This is a genomic window from Citrobacter europaeus, from assembly GCA_020099315.1.
GTDB lineage: Bacteria > Pseudomonadota > Gammaproteobacteria > Enterobacterales > Enterobacteriaceae > Citrobacter > Citrobacter europaeus.
Genome location: CP083650.1, coordinates 819,125 through 842,669 on the forward strand (window position 1 = coordinate 819,125; position 23,545 = coordinate 842,669).

20 protein-coding genes, 2 tRNA genes and 3 rRNA genes are annotated in these 23,545 nt (G+C 52.3%); 15 read left to right on the plus strand and 10 right to left on the minus strand.

The window, feature by feature from the left end; all coding sequences use genetic code 11:
• Window positions 1-10: 10 nt before the first annotated feature.
• The 4 genes from accA to tilS all read left to right on the plus strand — a co-directional run bounded on the left by accA (window position 11) and on the right by tilS (window position 5,018).
• Window positions 11-970, plus strand: a complete 960-nt coding sequence (gene accA / locus LA337_03825; protein UBI16838.1) for an acetyl-CoA carboxylase carboxyl transferase subunit alpha — start codon at window positions 11-13, stop codon at window positions 968-970.
• A gap of 99 nt (window positions 971-1,069) precedes the next feature.
• Window positions 1,070-3,220 (plus strand): lysine decarboxylase LdcC, encoded by a 2,151-nt coding sequence (ldcC, locus tag LA337_03830; protein ID UBI16839.1) that lies wholly within the window; start codon window positions 1,070-1,072, stop codon window positions 3,218-3,220.
• 54 nt (window positions 3,221-3,274) lie between these two features.
• Window positions 3,275-3,664 (plus strand): VOC family protein, encoded by a 390-nt coding sequence (locus LA337_03835; protein UBI16840.1) that lies wholly within the window; start codon window positions 3,275-3,277, stop codon window positions 3,662-3,664.
• Window positions 3,665-3,725: 61 nt separating this feature from the next.
• On the plus strand, window positions 3,726-5,018 hold the full coding sequence (gene tilS / locus LA337_03840; protein ID UBI16841.1) for a tRNA lysidine(34) synthetase TilS: 1,293 nt from the start codon (window positions 3,726-3,728) through the stop codon (window positions 5,016-5,018).
• Window positions 5,019-5,071: 53 nt separating this feature from the next.
• Here the strand turns inward: tilS and rof are convergent, their stop codons facing one another.
• A complete protein-coding gene (gene rof, locus LA337_03845) occupies window positions 5,072-5,332 on the minus strand; it encodes a Rho-binding antiterminator (GenBank protein UBI16842.1) in 261 nt (86 codons plus the stop codon).
• Window positions 5,319-5,519, minus strand: coding sequence for a YaeP family protein (locus tag LA337_03850; GenBank protein UBI16843.1), 201 nt, complete (start codon window positions 5,517-5,519; stop codon window positions 5,319-5,321). The genes rof and LA337_03850 overlap by 14 nt, the downstream gene beginning before the upstream one ends.
• A gap of 188 nt (window positions 5,520-5,707) precedes the next feature.
• Between LA337_03850 and LA337_03855 the strand changes: the two genes are divergently transcribed.
• From LA337_03855 to nlpE, 3 genes are read left to right on the plus strand one after another with little or no spacing between them, the layout of a single operon-like run.
• A complete protein-coding gene (locus LA337_03855) occupies window positions 5,708-6,253 on the plus strand; it encodes a YaeQ family protein (protein ID UBI16844.1) in 546 nt (181 codons plus the stop codon).
• Window positions 6,250-6,672, plus strand: coding sequence for an aminoacyl-tRNA hydrolase (gene arfB, locus LA337_03860; GenBank protein UBI16845.1), 423 nt, complete (start codon window positions 6,250-6,252; stop codon window positions 6,670-6,672). The genes LA337_03855 and arfB overlap by 4 nt, the downstream gene beginning before the upstream one ends.
• A 30-nt stretch (window positions 6,673-6,702) precedes the next feature.
• Complete coding sequence (gene nlpE / locus LA337_03865) at window positions 6,703-7,404, plus strand: envelope stress response activation lipoprotein NlpE (GenBank protein ID UBI18397.1); 702 nt, start codon at window positions 6,703-6,705, stop codon at window positions 7,402-7,404.
• Between the two features lie 66 nt (window positions 7,405-7,470).
• Here the strand turns inward: nlpE and LA337_03870 are convergent, their stop codons facing one another.
• The 7 genes from LA337_03870 to metN form a co-directional block, all read right to left on the minus strand.
• Window positions 7,471-8,295: a YaeF family permuted papain-like enzyme gene (locus LA337_03870; protein ID UBI16846.1), complete on the minus strand. Its 825-nt coding sequence runs from the start codon at window positions 8,293-8,295 to the stop codon at window positions 7,471-7,473.
• Between the two features lie 52 nt (window positions 8,296-8,347).
• A complete protein-coding gene (proS, locus tag LA337_03875) occupies window positions 8,348-10,066 on the minus strand; it encodes a proline--tRNA ligase (protein ID UBI16847.1) in 1,719 nt (572 codons plus the stop codon).
• Window positions 10,067-10,179: 113 nt separating this feature from the next.
• Window positions 10,180-10,887, minus strand: a complete 708-nt coding sequence (gene tsaA / locus LA337_03880) for a tRNA (N6-threonylcarbamoyladenosine(37)-N6)-methyltransferase TrmO (GenBank protein ID UBI16848.1) — start codon at window positions 10,885-10,887, stop codon at window positions 10,180-10,182.
• The gene (gene rcsF, locus LA337_03885) at window positions 10,884-11,288 is read right to left on the minus strand and encodes an Rcs stress response system protein RcsF (protein ID UBI16849.1); all 405 of its coding nucleotides are present in this window, start codon (window positions 11,286-11,288) and stop codon (window positions 10,884-10,886) included. Before rcsF ends, tsaA begins: the two co-directional genes overlap by 4 nt.
• Window positions 11,289-11,404: 116 nt before the next feature.
• Complete coding sequence (metQ, locus tag LA337_03890) at window positions 11,405-12,220, minus strand: methionine ABC transporter substrate-binding lipoprotein MetQ (protein UBI16850.1); 816 nt, start codon at window positions 12,218-12,220, stop codon at window positions 11,405-11,407.
• 44 nt (window positions 12,221-12,264) lie between these two features.
• Complete coding sequence (locus tag LA337_03895; protein UBI16851.1) at window positions 12,265-12,918, minus strand: methionine ABC transporter permease MetI; 654 nt, start codon at window positions 12,916-12,918, stop codon at window positions 12,265-12,267.
• The gene (gene metN, locus LA337_03900; protein UBI16852.1) at window positions 12,911-13,942 is read right to left on the minus strand and encodes a methionine ABC transporter ATP-binding protein MetN; all 1,032 of its coding nucleotides are present in this window, start codon (window positions 13,940-13,942) and stop codon (window positions 12,911-12,913) included. The genes LA337_03895 and metN overlap by 8 nt, the downstream gene beginning before the upstream one ends.
• A 189-nt stretch (window positions 13,943-14,131) precedes the next feature.
• Here metN and gmhB point away from each other — a divergent pair, with 189 nt between their 5' ends.
• The 7 genes from gmhB (at window position 14,132) to dkgB (ending at window position 21,297) form a co-directional block, all read left to right on the plus strand.
• A complete protein-coding gene (gene gmhB, locus LA337_03905; GenBank protein ID UBI16853.1) occupies window positions 14,132-14,698 on the plus strand; it encodes a D-glycero-beta-D-manno-heptose 1,7-bisphosphate 7-phosphatase in 567 nt (188 codons plus the stop codon).
• 366 nt (window positions 14,699-15,064) lie between these two features.
• Window positions 15,065-16,604: ribosomal RNA gene (locus LA337_03910) — 16S ribosomal RNA — on the plus strand.
• An 84-nt stretch (window positions 16,605-16,688) separates the two neighbouring features.
• A tRNA-Glu gene (locus LA337_03915) sits at window positions 16,689-16,764 on the plus strand.
• 211 nt (window positions 16,765-16,975) lie between these two features.
• Window positions 16,976-19,883 (plus strand): 23S ribosomal RNA (locus LA337_03920).
• Window positions 19,884-20,082: 199 nt separating this feature from the next.
• Window positions 20,083-20,198 (plus strand): 5S ribosomal RNA (rrf, locus tag LA337_03925).
• The 16S, 23S and 5S rRNA genes sit together here with 2 tRNA genes alongside, the layout of an rRNA operon.
• Before the next feature lie 55 nt (window positions 20,199-20,253).
• Window positions 20,254-20,330, plus strand: a tRNA-Asp gene (locus LA337_03930).
• A 163-nt stretch (window positions 20,331-20,493) separates the two neighbouring features.
• Window positions 20,494-21,297: a 2,5-didehydrogluconate reductase DkgB gene (gene dkgB / locus LA337_03935; protein ID UBI16854.1), complete on the plus strand. Its 804-nt coding sequence runs from the start codon at window positions 20,494-20,496 to the stop codon at window positions 21,295-21,297.
• A gap of 21 nt (window positions 21,298-21,318) precedes the next feature.
• Here the strand turns inward: dkgB and LA337_03940 are convergent, their stop codons facing one another.
• Complete coding sequence (locus LA337_03940; protein ID UBI16855.1) at window positions 21,319-22,233, minus strand: LysR family transcriptional regulator; 915 nt, start codon at window positions 22,231-22,233, stop codon at window positions 21,319-21,321.
• Between the two features lie 104 nt (window positions 22,234-22,337).
• Here LA337_03940 and LA337_03945 point away from each other — a divergent pair, with 104 nt between their 5' ends.
• Window positions 22,338-23,513 (plus strand): MFS transporter, encoded by a 1,176-nt coding sequence (locus LA337_03945; GenBank protein ID UBI16856.1) that lies wholly within the window; start codon window positions 22,338-22,340, stop codon window positions 23,511-23,513.
• Window positions 23,514-23,545 lie beyond the last annotated feature (32 nt).

The following is a 23,545-nucleotide window of genomic DNA, read 5'->3' on the forward strand; positions in this document are numbered from 1 at the left end:
CAGGAATACTATGAGTCTGAATTTCCTTGATTTTGAACAGCCGATTGCAGAGCTGGAAGCAAAAATCGATTCTCTGACTGCGGTTAGCCGTCAGGATGAGAAACTGGATATTAACATCGATGAAGAAGTGCATCGTCTGCGTGAAAAAAGCGTAGAACTGACGCGTAAAATCTTCGCCGATCTCGGCGCATGGCAGGTAGCCCAGCTGGCGCGCCATCCACAGCGTCCGTACACCCTGGATTATGTCCGCCTGGCATTTGATGAATTTGATGAGCTGGCGGGCGATCGTGCCTATGCGGATGATAAAGCTATTGTCGGCGGCATCGCGCGTCTGGATGGCCGTCCGGTGATGATTATTGGTCATCAGAAAGGCCGTGAGACCAAAGAAAAAATCCGTCGCAATTTCGGCATGCCAGCGCCGGAAGGCTATCGCAAAGCGCTGCGTCTGATGGAAATGGCCGAGCGTTTCAATATGCCGATCATTACCTTCATCGATACCCCAGGGGCTTACCCGGGCGTGGGCGCGGAAGAGCGTGGTCAGTCTGAAGCGATCGCACGCAACCTGCGTGAAATGTCGCGTCTGAGCGTACCGGTAATCTGCACCGTCATCGGTGAAGGTGGTTCCGGCGGCGCGCTGGCGATCGGCGTAGGCGATAAAGTGAACATGCTGCAATACAGCACCTATTCCGTTATCTCCCCGGAAGGTTGCGCCTCCATTCTGTGGAAAAGCGCCGACAAAGCGCCGCTGGCCGCAGAAGCGATGGGGATTATCGCGCCGCGTCTGAAAGAGCTGAAGCTTATCGACTCTATCATCCCGGAACCGCTGGGCGGCGCGCACCGCAACCCGGAAGTCATGGCTGCGTCCCTGAAGGCACAGCTGCTGGCCGATCTCGCCGACCTCGACGTGTTAGGCAAAGAAGATTTGAAAAACCGTCGTTACCAGCGTCTGATGAGCTACGGTTACGCGTAAACTGCATTAATTCTGAAAAGGGCCACTATGCTGTGGCCCTTTTTTTTACCTGTGGTTTGGCCAGGCTATGATTAACTAAGGTTTTTCCAGGAGGAACGCATGAATATCATTGCCATCATGGGACCGCATGGCGTCTTTTATAAAGATGAGCCCATCAAGGAACTTGAGCGTGCGCTGCAACAGCAGGGGTTTCAGATTATCTGGCCGCAGAACAGCGTCGACCTGCTGAAGTTTATCGAACACAACCCGCGAATTTGCGGCGTCATTTTTGACTGGGATGAATACAGCCTGGAGCTGTGCAGTGATATCAACCAGCTCAACGAGTATCTCCCACTCTACGCCTTTATTAATACCCATTCGACGATGGATGTCAGCGCGCACGACCTGCGCATGGCGCTGTGGTTTTTTGAGTATGCGCTGGGCCAGTCTGAGGACATTGCCACCCGCATTCGCCAGTACACCAGCGAATACCTCGATAACATCACGCCTCCTTTCACCAAAGCGCTGTTTACCTATGTGAAGGAAGGAAAGTATACCTTCTGCACGCCAGGACACATGGCGGGAACGGCGTATCAGAAAAGCCCGGTCGGCTGCCTGTTCTATGATTTCTTTGGCGGCAATACGCTGAAAGCCGACGTGTCAATTTCTGTGACCGAGCTGGGCTCGTTGCTGGATCATACCGGGCCGCATCTGGAAGCGGAGGAGTATATTGCACGCACTTTTGGCGCCGAGCAGAGCTATATGGTGACCAACGGCACCTCGACGTCGAACAAGATTGTTGGCATGTACGCCGCGCCTGCAGGCAGTACGCTGCTGATCGACCGCAACTGCCATAAGTCGCTGGCGCATTTGCTGATGATGAACGATGTCGTGCCCATCTGGCTGAAACCTACGCGTAACGCGCTGGGGATCCTGGGCGGTATACCCCGCCGGGAATTTACCCGCGTAAGTATTGAACGCAAGGTAGAAGAGACCCCTCAGGCGCAATGGCCGGTACATGCGGTGATCACCAACTCCACCTATGACGGCCTGCTGTATAACACCAACTGGATCAAGCAAACCCTGGATGTGCCCTCCATCCATTTTGATTCTGCCTGGGTGCCGTATACCCATTTTCATCCGATCTATCAGGGGAAAAGCGGGATGAGCGGTGAACGGGTACCGGGAAAGGTGATTTTTGAGACCCAGTCCACCCACAAGATGTTGGCGGCGTTGTCACAAGCTTCTCTGATCCACATTAAGGGCGATTACGACGAAGACACGTTCAACGAAGCCTTTATGATGCATACCTCCACGTCTCCGAGCTACCCGATAGTGGCGTCGATAGAAACGGCGGCGGCAATGCTGCGTGGTAATTCAGGCAAGCGGTTAATCAATCGTTCGGTGGAACGAGCACTGCATTTTCGCAAAGAAGTGCAGCGGCTACGCGAAGAATCAGATGGCTGGTTCTTTGATATCTGGCAGCCGGAAAAGGTAGATGAAGCGGAGTGCTGGCCAGTAGCGCCTGGTGAAGACTGGCACGGATTTGTCGATGCTGATGCCGACCACATGTTCCTCGACCCGGTGAAAGTCACGATTCTGACGCCGGGGATGGATGAACAGGGAAATATGAGTGAAGAGGGGATTCCTGCCGCGCTGGTGGCGAAATTCCTTGATGAACGCGGCGTCGTTGTCGAGAAAACAGGACCGTATAATCTGTTATTCCTGTTCAGTATCGGCATTGATAAAACCCGGGCGATGGGGCTGTTGCGCGGCCTGACGGAATTTAAGCGCTCGTACGATCTGAATTTACGCGTGAAAAATATGCTGCCGGATCTGTATGCCGAGGATCCCGATTTCTATCGCAATATGCGTATTCAGGATCTGGCGCAGGGGATCCATAAGCTCATCCGTCAACACGATCTCTCCGGGCTGATGCTGCGGGCATTTGATACCTTGCCGGAGATGAAAATGACGCCGCACCAGGCCTGGCAGCGGCAGATCAAAGGTGAGGTTGAAACCGTCGCGCTTGATCAACTGGTGGGGCGCATTTCCGCTAATATGATCCTGCCTTATCCTCCCGGCGTGCCGCTCCTGATGCCTGGGGAAATGATCACTGCCAATAGCCGCGCTGTACTCGATTTTCTGCTGATGTTGTGTTCAGTGGGCCAGCATTATCCTGGATTTGAAACCGATATTCATGGCGCTAAACTGGGTGAGGACGGCGTGTATCGCGTGAGAGTCCTAAAATCGGCCGAACGGCTTGCGTGAACCTATTACGTACGAGTAACGTGCTGACAGAAAAACGAAAGAGGCGATGACCCTATGCTGGGATTAAAACAGGTTCACCATATTGCTATCATTGCGACGGACTACGCGGCGAGTAAGGCATTTTACTGCGATGTGCTGGGCTTTACGCTAATCAGCGAAGCCTACCGGGAAGAACGTGACTCGTGGAAAGGCGATCTGGCATTGAACGGTCATTATGTGATTGAGCTTTTTTCTTTTCCGTTTCCACCTTGCCGCCCGAGTCGACCGGAAGCCTGCGGTTTACGCCATCTGGCGTTCAGCGTGGACGACGTGGAAAAAGCGATTGCGCATCTGGAAGCTCACCACGTGAAGTGCGAATCCGTGCGTATCGATCCGTTTACCGGCAAACGCTTTACGTTTTTTAACGATCCTGACGGATTACCGCTCGAACTGTACGAGCTGTAAGGCTTGTCATTGTGGCGTTAGCCCGGTAACGTGCCGGGCAATGCCCTTGTAAGTAACCATCATGACGACACTCACGCTGAACACTTCACTGCTGAATTCTCAATCGATTCTGGTCGCCTTTAGCGGCGGGCTGGACTCTACCGTACTGCTGCATCAACTGGTGCTGTGGCGAGCGCAAAATCCTGAGCTCGCTTTACGCGCAATCCATATTCATCACGGATTAAGCCCGCAGGCAGACAGTTGGGTGCAGCACTGTGAGTCGGTATGTGCGCAGTGGCAGGTGCCGCTGGTGGTTGAACGAGTCCATCTTGAGGATGATGGTCTGGGCATCGAAGCTCAGGCGCGACGCGCGCGCTATCAGGCATTTGCGCAGACCTTACTACCGGGCGAGGTGCTGATGACCGCCCAGCATCTCGATGACCAGTGTGAAACCTTTCTGCTGGCGCTTAAGCGCGGCAGCGGTCCTGCCGGACTTTCTGCCATGGGCGAAAACTCACCGTTCGCCGGAACCCAACTGATTCGACCGTTGCTGGCGCAAACGCGAGAGGCGCTTGAAACATGGGCGCGGCAGCATGAATTATGCTGGATCGAAGATGAAAGTAATCAGGATGATGCCTACGATCGCAATTTCCTGCGTCTGCGCGTTATCCCGCAACTGCAACAGCGCTGGCCGCACTTCGCGCAAGCCGTTGCCCGCAGCGCCGCGCTGTGCGCCGAGCAGGAAAGTTTACTGGATGAACTGCTGGCCAACGATTTAGCGCAATGTGTGACTGTCCAGGGCACACTGTTACTGACGCCGTTAATGACAATGAGCGGCGTACGGCGTGCCGCTCTGCTTCGTCGCTGGCTGGCGGGGTTAAATGCACCGATGCCTTCCCGTGATGGACTGGAACGTATCTGGCAGGAAGTGGCGCTGGCGCGGGAAGATGCTTCTCCCTGTTTTCGACTTGGAGAATACGAGGTCCGTCGCTATCAGTCACAGCTATGGTGGGTCAAACCGGTCGATGGGCAAAGTGAAACCGTCATCCCGTGGCCATGCTGGGAAACGCCGTTGACGCTGCCAGTTGGGTTAGGCTCTGTGCAGCTCATCTCTGCTGGTGAATTGCGTATGCCACAAGCGGATGAAGCCGTCAGCATTCGTTTTAAAGCGCCAGGCGTATTGCATATTGTCGGGCGTAACGGTGGGCGTAAATTAAAGAAAATCTGGCAGGAGCAGGGGATCCCACCCTGGCGTCGAGATACCACGCCGCTGTTGTTTTATGGCGAAACGCTGATAGCGGCTTCGGGTGTCTTTGTGACGCGTGAGGGTATAGCGGAAGATGGGGCTGGTGTGAGTCTGGTTTGGCATGCCTGATGGCGCTGCGCTTATCAGGCCTGGTCATTTAGGCCTGATAAGGTACAAGAAAGTTAAGATTCGCTGACCACCACGGTACCGATTTGCGGGTGGCTGAAGCTGGCAATTTTGTCGAGACGAAGCTCCCGGGTTTCACCCGCGACATCGGCGACCAGATATTCCACGTTTTTACGCGAAACCAGGTCATTCGCCTTCGCCTGCAAAACTTCGCCATCTTTTAGCGCCAGCGTCAGTAACAAATGGTGCTGGCAGGCGAGTTCAAGATTGTCGTAATCATCGCAGTTGATGGGTTGATACGTTTCATTCATTGACATAATCGCTCACCAGTAAGTTCGCGGCAGCATACGCCGCTTTTTCCCTGACCGACTCTGGAAGGGCGCTGTCTGCCGCCACTTCATTAAGCACCTTCAATACGCAACCCAGCGCATCCGGGATATACCCTAAGTCTCCGCTGGCGATTTCCGCGTACCGCTTGCGTATTAACTCACAATATTTTTCCACATGCCCTCCTGTCAGCATTCTGACTTAACCGTGGATGCAAGTCTAAGCCTACGAAGATAAACTCTGTTTAGCAAGGTGACTATACCATACTCATTCAAGCAATATCAGCGCCTTGATAGAGGAGCAGTTAGCAGCCTTTTGCCGCAGTTTTCGCTACAATGTGCGCCTGATTCGAAAGGAGTTCTCTCATGGCGCTTAAAGCGACAATTTATAAAGCCGTTGTCAACGTAGCGGATCTCGACCGCAACCAGTTCCTTGACGCGGCCTTGACGCTGGCGCGTCACCCCTCTGAAACCCAGGAGCGCATGATGCTGCGCCTGCTGGCATGGATTAAATATGCCGATGAACGGCTGCAGTTCACGCGTGGCCTGAGCGCGGAAGACGAGCCTGAAGCATGGCTGCGTAACGACCATCTGGGCATTGATCTCTGGATTGAGCTGGGTTTGCCGGATGAGCGCCGTATTAAAAAAGCCTGTACCCAGTCTGGTGAGGTTGCCCTGTTTGCTTACAACAGCCGTGCGGCCCAGATCTGGTGGCAGCAAAACCAGAACAAGTGCGCGCAGTTTAAAAATCTGACCGTGTGGTATCTGGATGATGAACAACTGGCGCAACTGAGTGATTTTGCTGGTCGTACAATGGCGCTGCAGGCGACTATCCAGGACGGCGCTATCTGGTTGTCTGACTCTCAGAACAATCTGGAAATTCATCTGACCGCGTGGCAGCCGCGTTCATGATTGTTATCTCCCGAAACGTCTCTATCCCTGACAATGAGCTGGAAATCACGGCGATTCGGGCGCAGGGCGCGGGCGGTCAGCACGTTAACAAGACCTCGACGGCTATCCATTTGCGCTTTGACATTCGGGCCTCTGGCCTGCCAGAGTATTATAAGGAACGACTGCTTGCCGCCAGCCATCATCTGATTAGCGGTGATGGCGTGATTATCATTAAGGCACAGGAATACCGTAGCCAGGAGCTTAATCGGGAAGCGGCAATCGCCCGACTGGTCGCGGTAATAAAAGAATTAACCGCAGTGCAAAAAAGCCGACAGGCAACTCGCCCTACGCGCGCCTCGAAAGAGCGCAGGTTGTCATCGAAGGCGCAAAAGTCCACAGTGAAAGCACTGCGCGGGAGAGTTCGTCGAACACAAGACTGACGAGCAGGAATAAAAATTTATAAGGAATTCATAGTGAAAACAGCAATATTGTCCGTAGTCGCTGCATGTACGCTTTTTTCCTTGATCGGCTGTAACAACCGTACTGAAGTCGAAGTACTACAGCCGACGCGGGCGGCAGAATTAAAACCGATGCAGCAAAGCTGGCGTGGCATTTTGCCTTGCGCGGACTGCGAAGGAATTGAAACTTCTCTGTTCCTGGAAAAAGACGGCACATGGGTGATGAACGAACGCTATCAGGGCGTGCGGGATGAACCGTCCTCTTTTGCCTCTTATGGTACATGGGCGCGCACTGCCGACAAACTGGTGCTGACTGACAGTAAAGGTGAAAAGTCGTACTACCGGGCAAAAGGTGAAGCGCTGGAGATGCTCGATCGTGAAGGTAACCCGATTGAGTCACAGTTCAACTACACGCTCCAGCCGGTTTCCGCCAGCTTACCGGTGACGCCAATGCCGATGCGGGGGATGTATTTCTATATGGCGGATGCCGCAATCTTTACCGACTGCACAACGGGTAAGCGTGTTTCTGTCGCGAACAATGCACAACTGGAGCGAGATTATCTGGTTGCGCGTGGCGCAACGGATAAGGCGGTGCTGCTCACGGTGGAAGGGCACTTCACGATGGAAGCAAATCCGGATACGGGCGCGCCCGTGAAAACGTTAATAGCGGATAAAGAAATTAAGTTTATCCCTGGGCAGAGTTGCGAAAATTAATTTGTCGCTTATAAAAACTGTCCGGTGATTTCCCGGACAGTTTTCCTGTTTTCGGCTGATAAGGTTTTATCGGATCAATCCAACAAAACGACTCGTTTTGATATAAATACCTAACTTCAGATGGCCGACATACTGCAGCTTCGTTTCAGACTTAAACGCGGAAATGTCGCCTTCGCGCATATGCATCAGGTCGGAAGGGCTAATCCAACCCGACTGCGCCATCGTTAGCGGGTGCCCGGCTTTGGCAAACGCATCAGTCACGAATTCGGAGCAAAACCACGCCTTCTTTTCTCCCTCGCTGGCATTGCTCAGTTGTGCTTTCGCCAGTCCACTGACGCACTGCTGGCGAAAATCCTCTGAGAAAGGATTTAACGAACATATTTGCCTGGTCATCATAAACGGAATAAATTCTGCGATGCCGCGATAGTTATAGCCGCTGTCCTTGATTTTATAGGCAAATATTTTGATTTCTTCGGCCTGCAGTGGAGTGAGGTCGGGGACCCTCAGGGCAAAAAGCTTATCGCTGTGCTTTTCCACCTGCTCAAGAGAAATGATTTGCACACCCGCCCCGGTTGCTTCTGCAACTTCATTATTACCCAGGTAAACGGCAACATGGCTGACAGAAGAAGTACTGAACGCGCGGATACTGAATGAGGTAACCCCAAGGCTAGAAGAAAATAACAGATCGCCAGGCTTGAGTTCGGTATCTGTAATCTCATGCAATGCCTTAGCAGTAAAGGAGCTTTGTCGCTGGAATTTTATCGCCCATTTTTTTGCCTGGGCATCGACGGCGGTTGCAGATGAATTCTGTTGACTGACGTCAAGCGTGCAGGCTGAAAGCAGAAAAAAGAAGGGGAAGAGCAGGCGATAATACGCCGCTGGTTTAGCCATTTTATACAATCCATGTAAAAAAGGCCCTGATAATCAGGGCCTTTTGTCGGTATTAGCCTTTAATGGCTTTGACCAGGAAGTCGACGATGTCGCCGGTTTTAATCAGCTCTTTCTCGCCGTTACGACGGTATTTGTATTCGATATCGTCGTTGTCGAGGTTACGGTCGCCCAGCACGATAGTGTGTGGAATACCGATCAGTTCCATATCGGCAAACATCACGCCCGGACGCTCTTTACGATCGTCCATCAGTACTTCAATACCCTGCGCGCGCAGCTCAGCATACAGCTTCTCAGCCAGCTCCTGCACACGGTAGGACTTGTGCATGTTCATTGGCAGAATCGCCACCTGGAACGGGGCGATAGCGTCTGGCCATACAATGCCGCGATCGTCAAAGTTTTGCTCAATAGCGGCAGCCACCACGCGAGTAACCCCGATACCGTAGCAGCCCATGGTCAGCGTTTGGTTACGACCATCTTCGCCCTGAACGGCGGCTTTCATCGCTTCAGAGTACTTGGTCCCCAGCTGGAAGATGTGGCCCACTTCGATACCGCGTTTGATCATCAGCGTACCTTTGCCATCCGGGCTTGGGTCGCCGGCGACGACGTTACGAATATCAGCAACTTCTGGCGTAGCCACGTCGCGATCCCAGTTGATACCGAAATAGTGTTTACCGTCGATGTTGGCACCGGCGGCAAAATCACTCATTACCGCAACGGTACGGTCGATAACCACAGGAATCGGCATGTTCACTGGCCCCAGCGATCCTGGACCTGCTTTTACCAGCGCACGAATTTCTTCTTCGGTGGCGAAGGTCAGCGGGCTGGCAACCTGCGGCAGTTTTTCCGCTTTGACTTCGTTCAGCTCGTGATCGCCACGAACCAGCAACGCAACCAGCGGGTAGCTGCTGCCTTCAACCGCTTTCACCAGCAGGGTTTTCACGGTTTTTTCGATAGGCAGGTTGAACTGCTCAACCAACTCGGCGATGGTTTTAGCGTTCGGCGTATCGACCAGCGTCATTTCCTGGGTTGCTGCCGCACGCGGCTCTTTCGGCGCCACGGCTTCGGCGAATTCGATGTTTGCTGCATAGTCGGAGGAGTCGGAGAAGATCACATCGTCTTCACCGCTCTGCGCCAGCACCTGGAATTCGTGAGAGGCGCTGCCGCCGATAGAACCGGTATCCGCTTGTACCGCACGGAAATCAAGACCCATACGGCTGAAGATTTTGCTGTACGCGGCGTACATCGCGTCGTAGGTTTCCTGCAGGGATTCCTGAGAGGTGTGGAAAGAGTAGGCATCTTTCATCAGGAATTCGCGGGAACGCATCACGCCGAAGCGCGGACGGACTTCGTCACGGAATTTGGTCTGGATCTGATAGAAGTTCAGCGGCAGCTGTTTGTAGGAGCTCAGCTCGTTACGGATCAGGTCGGTGATCACTTCTTCATGCGTTGGGCCGAGTACGAACGGACGATCGCCACGGTCAGCAATACGCAGCAGTTCCGGACCATATTGTTCCCAACGGCCGCTCTCTTCCCACAGTTCAGAAGGCTGAACGACCGGCATCAACACCTCGATCGCACCGGCGTTATTCATCTCTTCACGCACGATGTTTTCGACTTTTTTCAGGACGCGCACGCCGGTCGGCAGCCAGGTATATAACCCGGAGGCCAGCTTGCGGATCATCCCGGCGCGCAACATCAGCTGGTGGCTGATGACCTCGGCGTCGGCAGGTGTCTCCTTCAGAGTGGAGAGCAAATATTGGCTAGTACGCATGTTGTTACGGTTCCAGTTGAACGATCGAACAGGCTCAAAATGAGCCTGGCACAAAACAAAAGTGGTTTAGTTTACCAGCGAGAAAGGGATGTCAAAAGAGTAGGCGACGCAAATTAGCGGGCTTCCAGCGCAAAGACCTCAAATCCTGACGGCGTGACGCGCCAGCGAACGTTAAAGTCCAGCAGCCAGACGGCGTAGGTTTTGCCTTCTTCCTCGTTTTTGCGGTAGGCAGGGCGTGGATCCTGCGCCAGCACTTCGGCAATAAACTGACGAAGATGCGGGTAACGTTGTTCGAGCTTTAATAGCTGCTCAGTGAGCTCTTTACTGAACGTCACATCTACACTGGCCTGCGGCGCGTCCTGAGCATAGCTGGCGCGAGCATCAGGCAGCGATTCGGCAAACGGCAGATACGGTTTGATATCCACTACTGGCGTGCCATCAACAAGATCCAGCCCGCCAAGCTCGAGGATGACGTGCTCTTTATGGCAGCGGATGCCCCGCAGCTCAACCAATGACATGCCAACAGGGTTAGGGCGAAACGTTGAACGCGTGGCGAAAACACCCATTCTGGCGTTGCCGCCCAGACGGGGAGGGCGCACGGTTGGACGCCATCCACCTTCCATCGTCTGGTGAAAAACAAAAATCACCCACAAATGGCTGAAGGCTTCCAGGCCGCGAACGGCATCGGCCTGGTTATAAGGTGCGAGCAAATGCAGTTCACCGCTGGCGCTTTTCACCAGACCTGGCTGGCGTGGCACGGCGAACTTTTCTTTATAGGGTGAGCGGATAACGCCTATTTGCTCGAACTGAAAATGGCTCATTTCGCCGAAATGTTCAGTGCAGAACCGATGCAAACCGCCTGGCGATAGCAACCCGGCGTTCCGCTGGTCACTTCGCAACTGTGCAGCAATACCGCATTCGCTTTCATTTTAGAGGCGTTAATCTGCATGCGTTTGCGTGCGGTTGGAATGCTCGGAGGGGAATCCTGGTTGGATGCCTGGCAGGATTCGCCGCTAACTTCGCCGAGATCGCGGAACGGTTTACCCACTAAATCTTCAGCGTTAGTAATGATTCTTACCGGCGTCGCGCGCGGTGCTTTTGGTTTTTCCGGCTCCGCTTTAGGCGGGGTAGCGGTGCTTTGAACGGGTTCAACAGGGGATCTGCTTAACATAGAACAGCCGCTCAGCATGAGTGCTACTAAACAGATCGGTAAAGCACGCATAATATTTCCTCAATGAATGATCTAAACGTCAGATATTGAATCAGGTGCTTGCATAAATGACAAGACGGGCAAGCGCCCGTCCTGATGATATTACAGATTCTGTAAACAGCCTAAAATTACCAGCCCTTAACAGCACCGCCGTTGAAGACTTTGTTTGCTGCTTCGTACACTTCATCAGACTGGTATGCCTGAACGAATTTCTTCACGTTCTCAGCATCTTTATTGTCTTCACGAGTCACGATCAGGTTTACGTACGGAGAATCTTTATCTTCAACAAAGATACCGTCTTTTGCCGGGGTCAGGCCGATCTGGCTGGCGTAGGTGGTGTTGATGACCGCCAGGGCGATTTGCGCATCGTCCAGAGAACGCGGCAGCTGCGGCGCTTCCAGTTCAACCAGCTTCAGGTTTTTCGGGTTTTCAATCACGTCCAGTGCGGTCGGCAGCAGGCCAACACCGTCTTTCAGTTTGATTAAGCCCACTTTTTGCAGCAGCAGCAAGGAACGGCCAAGGTTAGTCGGGTCGTTTGGAATCGCGACCTGAGAACCTTCCTGCAGCTCATCCAATGATTTGATTTTTTTGGAGTAACCCGCAATCGGGTAAACAAAAGTATTACCTGCGGCAACCAGTTTGTAACCGCGATCTTTGATCTGCTGATCCAGGTACGGTTTGTGCTGGAAGGCGTTAGCATCGATATCGCCTTTGCTCAGCGCTTCGTTAGGCAGAACGTAATCGTTAAACGTGACCAGCTCAACGTCCAGACCGTATTTTTCTTTAGCCACTTTCTGCGCGACTTCTGCAACCTGCTGCTCTGCGCCAACAATAACGCCCACTTTGATGTGGTTAGGATCTTTTTCATCCTGACCGCAACCCACAAGTGCCAGAGAACCGATCAGGGCTCCAACTGCCGCAAAGGTTTTGAATTTGAACGCCATGCTTATTTCCTTTTCTTAATGAGTTTTTAGTGTTGTGTGCAACGTTATTTGTGCGTGACAGCCCGAACGATACGATCGCCGGATAACTGAATTAAATAAACCAGAACGACGAGCAATACCAGTACTGTATTCATTACGGTAGCGTTGTAACCAATATAGCCGTACTGATAACCAATCTGTCCAAGACCACCTGCACCGACGGCACCGCCCATCGCCGAGTAACCAACCAGCGTAATGAGGGTGATGGTGGCCGCATTTACCAGTCCTGGCAGTGCTTCTGGCAGTAATACCTTACGCACAATCTGCAGCGGAGTAGCGCCCATTGCACGCGAGGCTTCAATCAGCCCGGTCGGGATTTCGAGCAGTGCGTTTTCCACCATACGGGCGATAAAAGGCGCGGCGCCAACGGTCAGCGGGACGATAGCGGCCTGCAGCCCGATAGAGGTACCCACGATCATGCGGGTGAACGGAATCATCCACACCAGCAAGATGATAAATGGGATGGAACGGAAAATGTTCACTAGCGCAGAGAGCGTACGATAGAGCTTCGCGTTCTCAATGATTTGCCCAGGGCGGGTTACGTACAGCAACACGCCAACTGGCAGGCCAATCACAAAACCAAAAAAACCGGACACAAAGGTCATTGCCAGCGTTTCCCATACGCCGCGAACCAGCAGCCACATCATCGGCTCAGACATAACCCAGTACCTCTACTTTTACATGGTGTTCCTGCAACCAGTTAATGGCCGCTTGTGTATCTTCTTGTGTGCCGTGCATTTCAGTCAGCATGATGCCGAACTTCACGCCGCCGGCATAATCCATCTGCGCACTAATAATGTTGTTATTCACATTAAAGCGACGGGCCGTCTCAGAGAGTAATGGTGCATCGACCGAATGACCGGTGAATTCCATACGCAGCATCGGCACGCTGTCGGCTTCCGGCTCCGCTTTTAAACGTTCCAGATAATCTTCCGGAATATCCAGGTGCAGCGTGGACTGGATAAATTTCTGTGCCAGCGGCGTTTTCGGGTGTGAGAACACTTCACTGACGGTGTCCTGCTCAATCAGTTCACCATTACTGATGACCGCCACGCAGTCACAAATACGTTTTACAACGTCCATCTCGTGGGTAATCAGCAGAATGGTGAGTCCCAGGCGACGGTTAATGTCTTTCAATAATTCCAGAATCGAACGGGTTGTTGCCGGATCGAGTGCGCTGGTGGCTTCATCGCACAGCAGCACCTTGGGATTACTTGCCAACGCACGGGCGATCGCCACACGTTGTTTTTGTCCACCGGAAAGGTTGGCCGGATAGCTATCGTGCTTGTCGCCAAGACCGACTAAATCAAGCAACTCTGTTACACGGCGTTTGATCTCTTCCTTTGGCGTGTTATCCAGTTCCAGCGGCAGCGCGACGTTGCCAAACACGGTACGGGAAGATAGCAGGTTAAAGTGCTGGAAAATCATGCCGATTTGACGGCGAGCTTTAGTCAGTTCTGACTCAGAAAGCGTCGTCAGCTCCTGACCGCCAACCTGAACGCTGCCTTCGGTAGGGCGTTCAAGTAAGTTAACGCAGCGGATGAGCGTACTTTTACCGGCACCCGAGGCGCCAATGACGCCATAAATCTGCCCGGCAGGAACGTGCAGGCTGACGTTATTAAGCGCCTGAATGGTGCGAGTCCCCTGCAGGAACACTTTGGTGATATTCGAAAGTTTAATCATTGGTTATTTATTATCGTAATTAAGTTAGCCGTGGCATTTTCGTCTGTCTGGTACGGTCGAAGCCGTCAACAAGATGGATGTTAAGGCATCCAGACGTCTAAATCAATCTAGCTTTGCACGATGAGCACTTTCTTGCCCGCCGAAACATGCGATACTAGAGCCACATGCCTTATTCAGGAGCTATAAAAGGTGGCAAAATCTGTACCCGCAATTTTTCTCGACCGTGACGGCACCATTAATGTGGACCATGGTTACGTACATGAGATTGACGAGTTCGAGTTTATCGACGGCGTTATTGATGCCATGCGTGAACTTAAAAGCATGGGTTACGCACTGATCGTCGTGACCAACCAGTCTGGTATCGCTCGCGGTAAATTTACTGAGGCACAGTTTGAAACGTTGACCGAATGGATGGACTGGTCGCTGGCGGATCGCGACGTTGATCTGGATGGTATCTACTATTGCCCACATCATCCGCAAGGAACTGTAGAAGAATATCGTCAGGTCTGCGACTGCCGTAAACCGCATCCTGGAATGTTGATCTCCGCCCGAGACTTCCTGCACATCGATATGGCCGCTTCTTATATGGTAGGCGACAAAATAGAAGATATGCAGGCGGCGGCGGCTGCGAATGTTGGCACCAGGGTACTGGTGCGCACGGGTAAACCTGTTACCCCGGAAGCAGAAAATGCGGCAGATTTGGTCATAAACAGTCTGGCAGACTTGCCAATGGCAATAAAAAAGCAGCAAAAGTAAGCGTAATGGATAAAAGGTGAGCGGTTGAAGCAAAAATGCATTTTTCCGCTTGTCTTCCTGAGTCGACTCCCTATAATGCGCCTCCATCGACACGGCAGATGTGAATCACTTCACACAAACAGCCGGTTGATTGAAGAGAAAAATTCTGAGATTCAGGGTTGACTCTGAAAGAGGAAAGCGTAATATACGCCACCTCGCGACAGAGCGCTAAAGCGCGTCGCAACTGCTCTTTAACAATTTATCAGACAATCTGTGTGGGCACTCGAAGATACGGATTCTTAACGTCGCAAGACGAAAAATGAATACCAAGTCTCTGAGTGAACATACGTAATTCATTACGAAGTTTAATTCACGAGCATCAAACTTAAATTGAAGAGTTTGATCATGGCTCAGATTGAACGCTGGCGGCAGGCCTAACACATGCAAGTCGAACGGTAGCACAGAGAGCTTGCTCTCGGGTGACGAGTGGCGGACGGGTGAGTAATGTCTGGGAAACTGCCCGATGGAGGGGGATAACTACTGGAAACGGTAGCTAATACCGCATAACGTCGCAAGACCAAAGAGGGGGACCTTCGGGCCTCTTGCCATCGGATGTGCCCAGATGGGATTAGCTAGTAGGTGGGGTAACGGCTCACCTAGGCGACGATCCCTAGCTGGTCTGAGAGGATGACCAGCCACACTGGAACTGAGACACGGTCCAGACTCCTACGGGAGGCAGCAGTGGGGAATATTGCACAATGGGCGCAAGCCTGATGCAGCCATGCCGCGTGTATGAAGAAGGCCTTCGGGTTGTAAAGTACTTTCAGCGAGGAGGAAGGCATTAAGGTTAATAACCTTAGTGATTGACGTTACTCGCAGAAGAAGCACCGGCTAACTCCGTGCCAGCAGCCGCGGTAATACGGAGGGTGCAAGCGTTAATCGGAATTACTGGGCGTAAAGCGCACGCAGGCGGTCTGTCAAGTCGGATGTGAAATCCCCGGGCTCAACCTGGGAACTGCATCCGAAACTGGCAGGCTAGAGTCTTGTAGAGGGGGGTAGAATTCCAGGTGTAGCGGTGAAATGCGTAGAGATCTGGAGGAATACCGGTGGCGAAGGCGGCCCCCTGGACAAAGACTGACGCTCAGGTGCGAAAGCGTGGGGAGCAAACAGGATTAGATACCCTGGTAGTCCACGCCGTAAACGATGTCGACTTGGAGGTTGTGCCCTTGAGGCGTGGCTTCCGGAGCTAACGCGTTAAGTCGACCGCCTGGGGAGTACGGCCGCAAGGTTAAAACTCAAATGAATTGACGGGGGCCCGCACAAGCGGTGGAGCATGTGGTTTAATTCGATGCAACGCGAAGAACCTTACCTACTCTTGACATCCAGAGAACTTAGCAGAGATGCTTTGGTGCCTTCGGGAACTCTGAGACAGGTGCTGCATGGCTGTCGTCAGCTCGTGTTGTGAAATGTTGGGTTAAGTCCCGCAACGAGCGCAACCCTTATCCTTTGTTGCCAGCGGTTAGGCCGGGAACTCAAAGGAGACTGCCAGTGATAAACTGGAGGAAGGTGGGGATGACGTCAAGTCATCATGGCCCTTACGAGTAGGGCTACACACGTGCTACAATGGCATATACAAAGAGAAGCGACCTCGCGAGAGCAAGCGGACCTCATAAAGTATGTCGTAGTCCGGATTGGAGTCTGCAACTCGACTCCATGAAGTCGGAATCGCTAGTAATCGTGGATCAGAATGCCACGGTGAATACGTTCCCGGGCCTTGTACACACCGCCCGTCACACCATGGGAGTGGGTTGCAAAAGAAGTAGGTAGCTTAACCTTCGGGAGGGCGCTTACCACTTTGTGATTCATGACTGGGGTGAAGTCGTAACAAGGTAACCGTAGGGGAACCTGCGGTTGGATCACCTCCTTACCTTAAAGAACCGACCTTTGTAGTGCTCACACAGATTGTCTGATGAAAAGTAAATAGCAAGGCGTCTTGCGATTGAGACTTCACGTCCCCTTCGTCTAGAGGCCCAGGACACCGCCCTTTCACGGCGGTAACAGGGGTTCGAATCCCCTAGGGGACGCCACTTGCTGGTATGTGTGAGTGAAAGTCGCCGACCTTAATATCTCAAAACTGACTTCCGAGTCATGTTTGAGATATTTGCTCTTTAAAAATCTGGATCAAGCTGAAAATTGAAACGACACACTGTTTCATTTCTCCGTAATAAGAAATGAAAAATGGTGTGTTCGAGTCTCTCAAATTTTCGCAATCAGAAGTGAAACATCTTCGGGTTGTGAGGTTAAGCGACTAAGCGTACACGGTGGATGCCCTGGCAGTCAGAGGCGATGAAGGACGTGCTAATCTGCGATAAGCGTCGGTAAGGTGATATGAACCGTTATAACCGGCGATTTCCGAATGGGGAAACCCAGTGTGATTCGTCACACTATCATTACGTGAATACATAGCGTAATGAAGCGAACCGGGGGAACTGAAACATCTAAGTACCCCGAGGAAAAGAAATCAACCGAGATTCCCCCAGTAGCGGCGAGCGAACGGGGAGCAGCCCAGAGTCTGAATCAGCATGTGTGTTAGTGGAACGGTCTGGAAAGTCCGGCGATACAGGGTGATAGCCCCGTACACAAAAGTGCATATGTTGTGAACTCGAAGAGTAGGGCGGGACACGTGGTATCCTGTCTGAATATGGGGGGACCATCCTCCAAGGCTAAATACTCCTGACTGACCGATAGTGAACCAGTACCGTGAGGGAAAGGCGAAAAGAACCCCGGCGAGGGGAGTGAAAAAGAACCTGAAACCGTGTACGTACAAGCAGTGGGAGCACCCTTTGGGGTGTGACTGCGTACCTTTTGTATAATGGGTCAGCGACTTATATTCTGTAGCAAGGTTAACCGAATAGGGGAGCCGAAGGGAAACCGAGTCTTAACTGGGCGTTAAGTTGCAGGGTATAGACCCGAAACCCGGTGATCTAGCCATGGGCAGGTTGAAGGTTGGGTAACACTAACTGGAGGACCGAACCGACTAATGTTGAAAAATTAGCGGATGACTTGTGGCTGGGGGTGAAAGGCCAATCAAACCGGGAGATAGCTGGTTCTCCCCGAAAGCTATTTAGGTAGCGCCTCGTGAACTCATCTTCGGGGGTAGAGCACTGTTTCGGCTAGGGGGTCATCCCGACTTACCAACCCGATGCAAACTGCGAATACCGAAGAATGTTATCACGGGAGACACACGGCGGGTGCTAACGTCCGTCGTGAAGAGGGAAACAACCCAGACCGCCAGCTAAGGTCCCAAAGTCATGGTTAAGTGGGAAACGATGTGGGAAGGCACAGACAGCCAGGATGTTGGCTTAGAAGCAGCCATCATTTAAAGAAAGCGTAATAGCTCACTGGTCGAGTCGGCCTGCGCGGAAGATGTAACGGGGCTAAACCATGCACCGAAGCTGCGGCAGCGACACTATGTGTTGTTGGGTAGGGGAGCGTTCTGTAAGCCGTTGAAGGTGTGTCGTGAGGCATGCTGGAGGTATCAGAAGTGCGAATGCTGACATAAGTAACGATAATGCGGGTGAAAAACCCGCACGCCGGAAGACCAAGGGTTCCTGTCCAACGTTAATCGGGGCAGGGTGAGTCGACCCCTAAGGCGAGGCCGAAAGGCGTAGTCGATGGGAAACAGGTTAATATTCCTGTACTTGGTGTTACTGCGAAGGGGGGACGGAGAAGGCTATGTTAGCCGGGCGACGGTTGTCCCGGTTTAAGCATGTAGGCGGGTGTTTTAGGTAAATCCGGAACACTGTTAACGCTGAGGTGTGATGACGAGGCACTACGGTGCTGAAGTAACAAATGCCCTGCTTCCAGGAAAAGCCTCTAAGCATCAGGTAACACAAAATCGTACCCCAAACCGACACAGGTGGTCAGGTAGAGAATACCAAGGCGCTTGAGAGAACTCGGGTGAAGGAACTAGGCAAAATGGTGCCGTAACTTCGGGAGAAGGCACGCTGATATGTAGGTGAAGTGGTTTACCCATGGAGCTGAAATCAGTCGAAGATACCAGCTGGCTGCAACTGTTTATTAAAAACACAGCACTGTGCAAACACGAAAGTGGACGTATACGGTGTGACGCCTGCCCGGTGCCGGAAGGTTAATTGATGGGGTTATCCGTAAGGAGAAGCTCTTGATCGAAGCCCCGGTAAACGGCGGCCGTAACTATAACGGTCCTAAGGTAGCGAAATTCCTTGTCGGGTAAGTTCCGACCTGCACGAATGGCGTAATGATGGCCAGGCTGTCTCCACCCGAGACTCAGTGAAATTGAACTCGCTGTGAAGATGCAGTGTACCCGCGGCAAGACGGAAAGACCCCGTGAACCTTTACTATAGCTTGACACTGAACACTGGTCCTTGATGTGTAGGATAGGTGGGAGGCTTTGAAGCGTGGACGCCAGTCTGCGTGGAGCCAACCTTGAAATACCACCCTTTAATGGCTGGTGTTCTAACGTAGACCCGTTATCCGGGTTGCGGACAGTGTCTGGTGGGTAGTTTGACTGGGGCGGTCTCCTCCTAAAGAGTAACGGAGGAGCACGAAGGTTAGCTAATCCTGGTCGGACATCAGGAGGTTAGTGCAAAGGCATAAGCTAGCTTGACTGCGAGAGTGACGGCTCGAGCAGGTGCGAAAGCAGGTCTTAGTGATCCGGTGGTTCTGAATGGAAGGGCCATCGCTCAACGGATAAAAGGTACTCCGGGGATAACAGGCTGATACCGCCCAAGAGTTCATATCGACGGCGGTGTTTGGCACCTCGATGTCGGCTCATCACATCCTGGGGCTGAAGTAGGTCCCAAGGGTATGGCTGTTCGCCATTTAAAGTGGTACGCGAGCTGGGTTTAGAACGTCGTGAGACAGTTCGGTCCCTATCTGCCGTGGGCGCTGGAGAATTGAGGGGGGCTGCTCCTAGTACGAGAGGACCGGAGTGGACGCATCACTGGTGTTCGGGTTGTCATGCCAATGGCATTGCCCGGTAGCTAAATGCGGAAGAGATAAGTGCTGAAAGCATCTAAGCACGAAACTTGCCCCGAGATGAGTTCTCCCTGAGACTATAAGTCTCCTGAAGGAACGTTAAAGACTATGACGTTGATAGGTCGGGTGTGTAAGTGTAGCGATACATTGAGCTAACCGATACTAATGAACCGTGAGGCTTAACCTTACAACGCCGAAGATGTTTTGGCGGATTTGAGAAGATTTTCAGCTTAGATTACAGATTAGTAAGTCCGAAGGATTTTGCGCTAAGACAAGGCGGCAAGTGAAGCGACGGAAGGAGCATACATTGGTATGTGACTGACGTTCGCAAGTGCAGCCAACGCAGTATCAGCGCAAAAGACACAGGACAGAGCACAAAGAATTTGCCTGGCGGCTGTAGCGCGGTGGTCCCACCTGACCCCATGCCGAACTCAGAAGTGAAACGCCGTAGCGCCGATGGTAGTGTGGGGTCTCCCCATGCGAGAGTAGGGAACTGCCAGGCATCAAATTGCAGTAAACCGGGATGAAGAATCCGGGTAGTGACAAAGAAATTCGGTGGAGCGGTAGTTCAGTTGGTTAGAATACCTGCCTGTCACGCAGGGGGTCGCGGGTTCGAGTCCCGTCCGTTCCGCCACTTATTAAGAGCCCTGAGCATTAGCTCAGGGCTTTTTCTTTTCCTGCATTTAATTATTGCTGAATCCGCAAAAATCCTCTGCATTTATCACTCTTTTTCTATAAAGAACTGATGGTCATAATCCTCTTAGTTAACGAACATAGTGATTAAAAAGAGGAATTCTATGACTATCCCTGCATTCGGTTTAGGTACTTTCCGCCTGAAAGACGACGTAGTTATCGCTTCCGTTAAAACGGCGCTAGAGCTGGGCTACCGTGCTGTCGACACTGCGCAAATCTATGATAATGAAGCGGCTGTTGGTCAGGCGATTGCTGAAAGCGGCGTACCGCGTAACGAGCTGTATATCACCACCAAGATCTGGATTGAAAATCTTAGCCAAGACAAATTGATCCCAAGCCTGAAAGAAAGCCTGAAGAAACTGCGTACAGATTATGTCGATCTGACGCTGATCCACTGGCCATCTCCGGGCGATGCGGTATCTGTTGAGGAGTTCATGCAGGCGCTGCTTGAAGCCAAACACCAGGGGTTGACTCGTGAAATTGGTATCTCAAACTTCACCATTCCGTTGATGGAAAAAGCCATTGCCACAGTAGGCGTAGACAATATCGCGACCAACCAGATTGAGCTGTCTCCGTATCTGCAGAGCCGTAATGTGGTCGACTGGGCGAAGGCGCACGGTATCCACATCACCTCTTACATGACGCTGGCTTACGGTAAAGCACTGAAAGATGAAGTGATTGCGCGCATTGCCGCTAAGCATAACGCAACCCCGGCGCAGGTTATTCTGGCATGGGCAATGGATGAAGGTTACTCCGTTATCCCTTCATCTACCAGGCGTGAAAATCTGGCAAGCAACCTGCTGGCGCAGGATTTGCATCTGGATGCCGAAGATAAAAAAGCGATCGCGGCACTGGATTGCAACGATCGCCTGGTTAGCCCGGAAGGCCTCGCTCCTGCCTGGGATTAATTGCCCAATCCTTTGTACTCTTTAACCCTCTTTCACAGCTCCTTCGGGAGCTGTTCTTATATATTCACTTAAAAAATCTATAAATGCCCGAATACGTGTACTGACCGCACGATCGCTGTAGTAAACGGCGCTGAAAGGCATTTCTACTGGCAGACGCTTATCCGCCAGCAGTTCCACCAGTTCTCCCTGCGCGATCTCTTTATCAATCATATAATCTGAAAGACATGCGATACCGTTACCACTCAGACAAAGCTGTTTTAACGTTTCCCCACTGTTGGAAGAAATCCCACACTCGACCTCATGGAGCTGTCCGTCACTACAGGCAATCGGCCAGGTATTGAGTGAAACGGGTTCGGAAAATCCCAGACACAGATGCTGTTTTAACTGTTCGACGGTCTCTGGCTTGCCAAAACGGGCAATATAGTCCGGTGAAGCGATAATCTTACGATAGCTGGTAAATAAAGGACGTGCACGCAGACTCGAGTCAGTCAGCGTACCTGCTCGTATCGCGACATCCACTTTTCGTTCAATAAGATTGATGAACGTTTCTGAGGAGACAAGAGACAATGTCATCTCGGGATACCGCTCACGGAACGGTTTGATCAACGGCATCAGGAAATGCAGCATTACCGGCGTTGCCGCATCAATACGCAGCAGACCGCGCGGGGTATTGCGTGACTCCATGATTTCTGTTTCTGCTGCTGCCATCTCTTGCAGTATCTGCTGCACACGCCTGAAGTAACGCTCTCCTTCTTCAGTGAGGCTCAGTTGTCGGGTCGTGCGATTAAGCAGACTTACGCCCAGCTTCATCTCCAGCTTTTTTACCGCCCGACTGACCGCGGAATTAGCCTGACCGAGCTGTTCTGCCGCCCGACTGAAGCTGCCGCTTTCCACAACGGCCACAAAAATCGCAAGTTCTTCTGAGGTTGCCTTCATTTTTGCACCTGACGCAAAATTATATTGAGATTTTGAATATTTTTGTTATTAAAGCATCCCGGCATACTGCGTGTCATCTGATTACTGATGTTACGGAGTTATTTATGCCTCTCGCTTTATTTGCACTAACAATAAGTGCCTTCGCTATAGGCACGACTGAGTTTGTGATTGTTGGCCTGGTGCCGACCATCGCTCAACAACTGGCGATCTCGTTACCTTCCGCCGGGATGCTGGTTTCAATCTATGCGCTGGGTGTGGCGATTGGTGCACCGGTACTGACCGCTCTGACTGGCAGCCTGCCACGTAAACAGTTGCTGGTTGCGCTGATGGTTCTGTTTACGGCGGGGAATTTGCTGGCATGGCAGGCACCCGGGTATATGACACTCATTGTCGCTCGTCTGCTGACTGGGCTGGCACACGGCGTATTCTTCTCGATTGGCTCTACTATCGCGACAAGTCTGGTGCCAAAAGAGAAAGCGGCTTCCGCCATCGCCATTATGTTCGGCGGCTTAACGGTGGCGCTGGTAACCGGTGTACCGCTGGGTACGTTTATCGGTCAGCACTTTGGCTGGCGTGAGACTTTCCTGGCAGTATCAATGTTAGGCGTGATTGCGCTGATTAGTAGCCAGCTACTGATCCCGGCTAACATTCCCGGTCGGGCTGCCGCCAGCATTCGCGACCAGGTGAAGGTGCTGACTCATCCTCGTCTGTTGCTGATTTACGCCGTTACGGCGCTGGGCTACGGCGGCGTGTTTACTGCATTTACCTTTCTGGCACCGATGATGCAGGATCTGGCCGGATTCTCCCCGGCAGCAGTAAGCTGGATCTTACTGGGTTACGGTGTATCAGTCGCTATCGGCAATATCTGGGGCGGTAAGCTGGCGGATAAGCATGGTGCGGTTCCGGCGTTGAAATTCATTTTCGCCGCGCTGTTTGTTCTGCTGATGGTCTTCCAGGTGACAGCCTCCACACAGTACGCCGCGCTGGCTACCATTCTGGTTATGGGGATCTTTGCCTTTGGTAACGTACCGGGACTACAGGTCTACGTGGTACAGAAAGCGGAACAATTTACGCCTAATGCTGTTGATGTGGCCTCAGGGCTGAACATTGCGGCGTTTAACATCGGTATTGCACTGGGTTCAGTGATTGGCGGACAAACGGTCGAGCATTATGGTTTGGCGCAGACACCGTGGATTGGTGCACTCATTGTTCTGGTGGCTTTCCTGCTGATGGGGCTCAGTGGTCGTCTTGATAAGCCCACGCGCGTTGCTCTGGGGTAAATCACTGATGTAAGCGCCCACTTACAAAACAA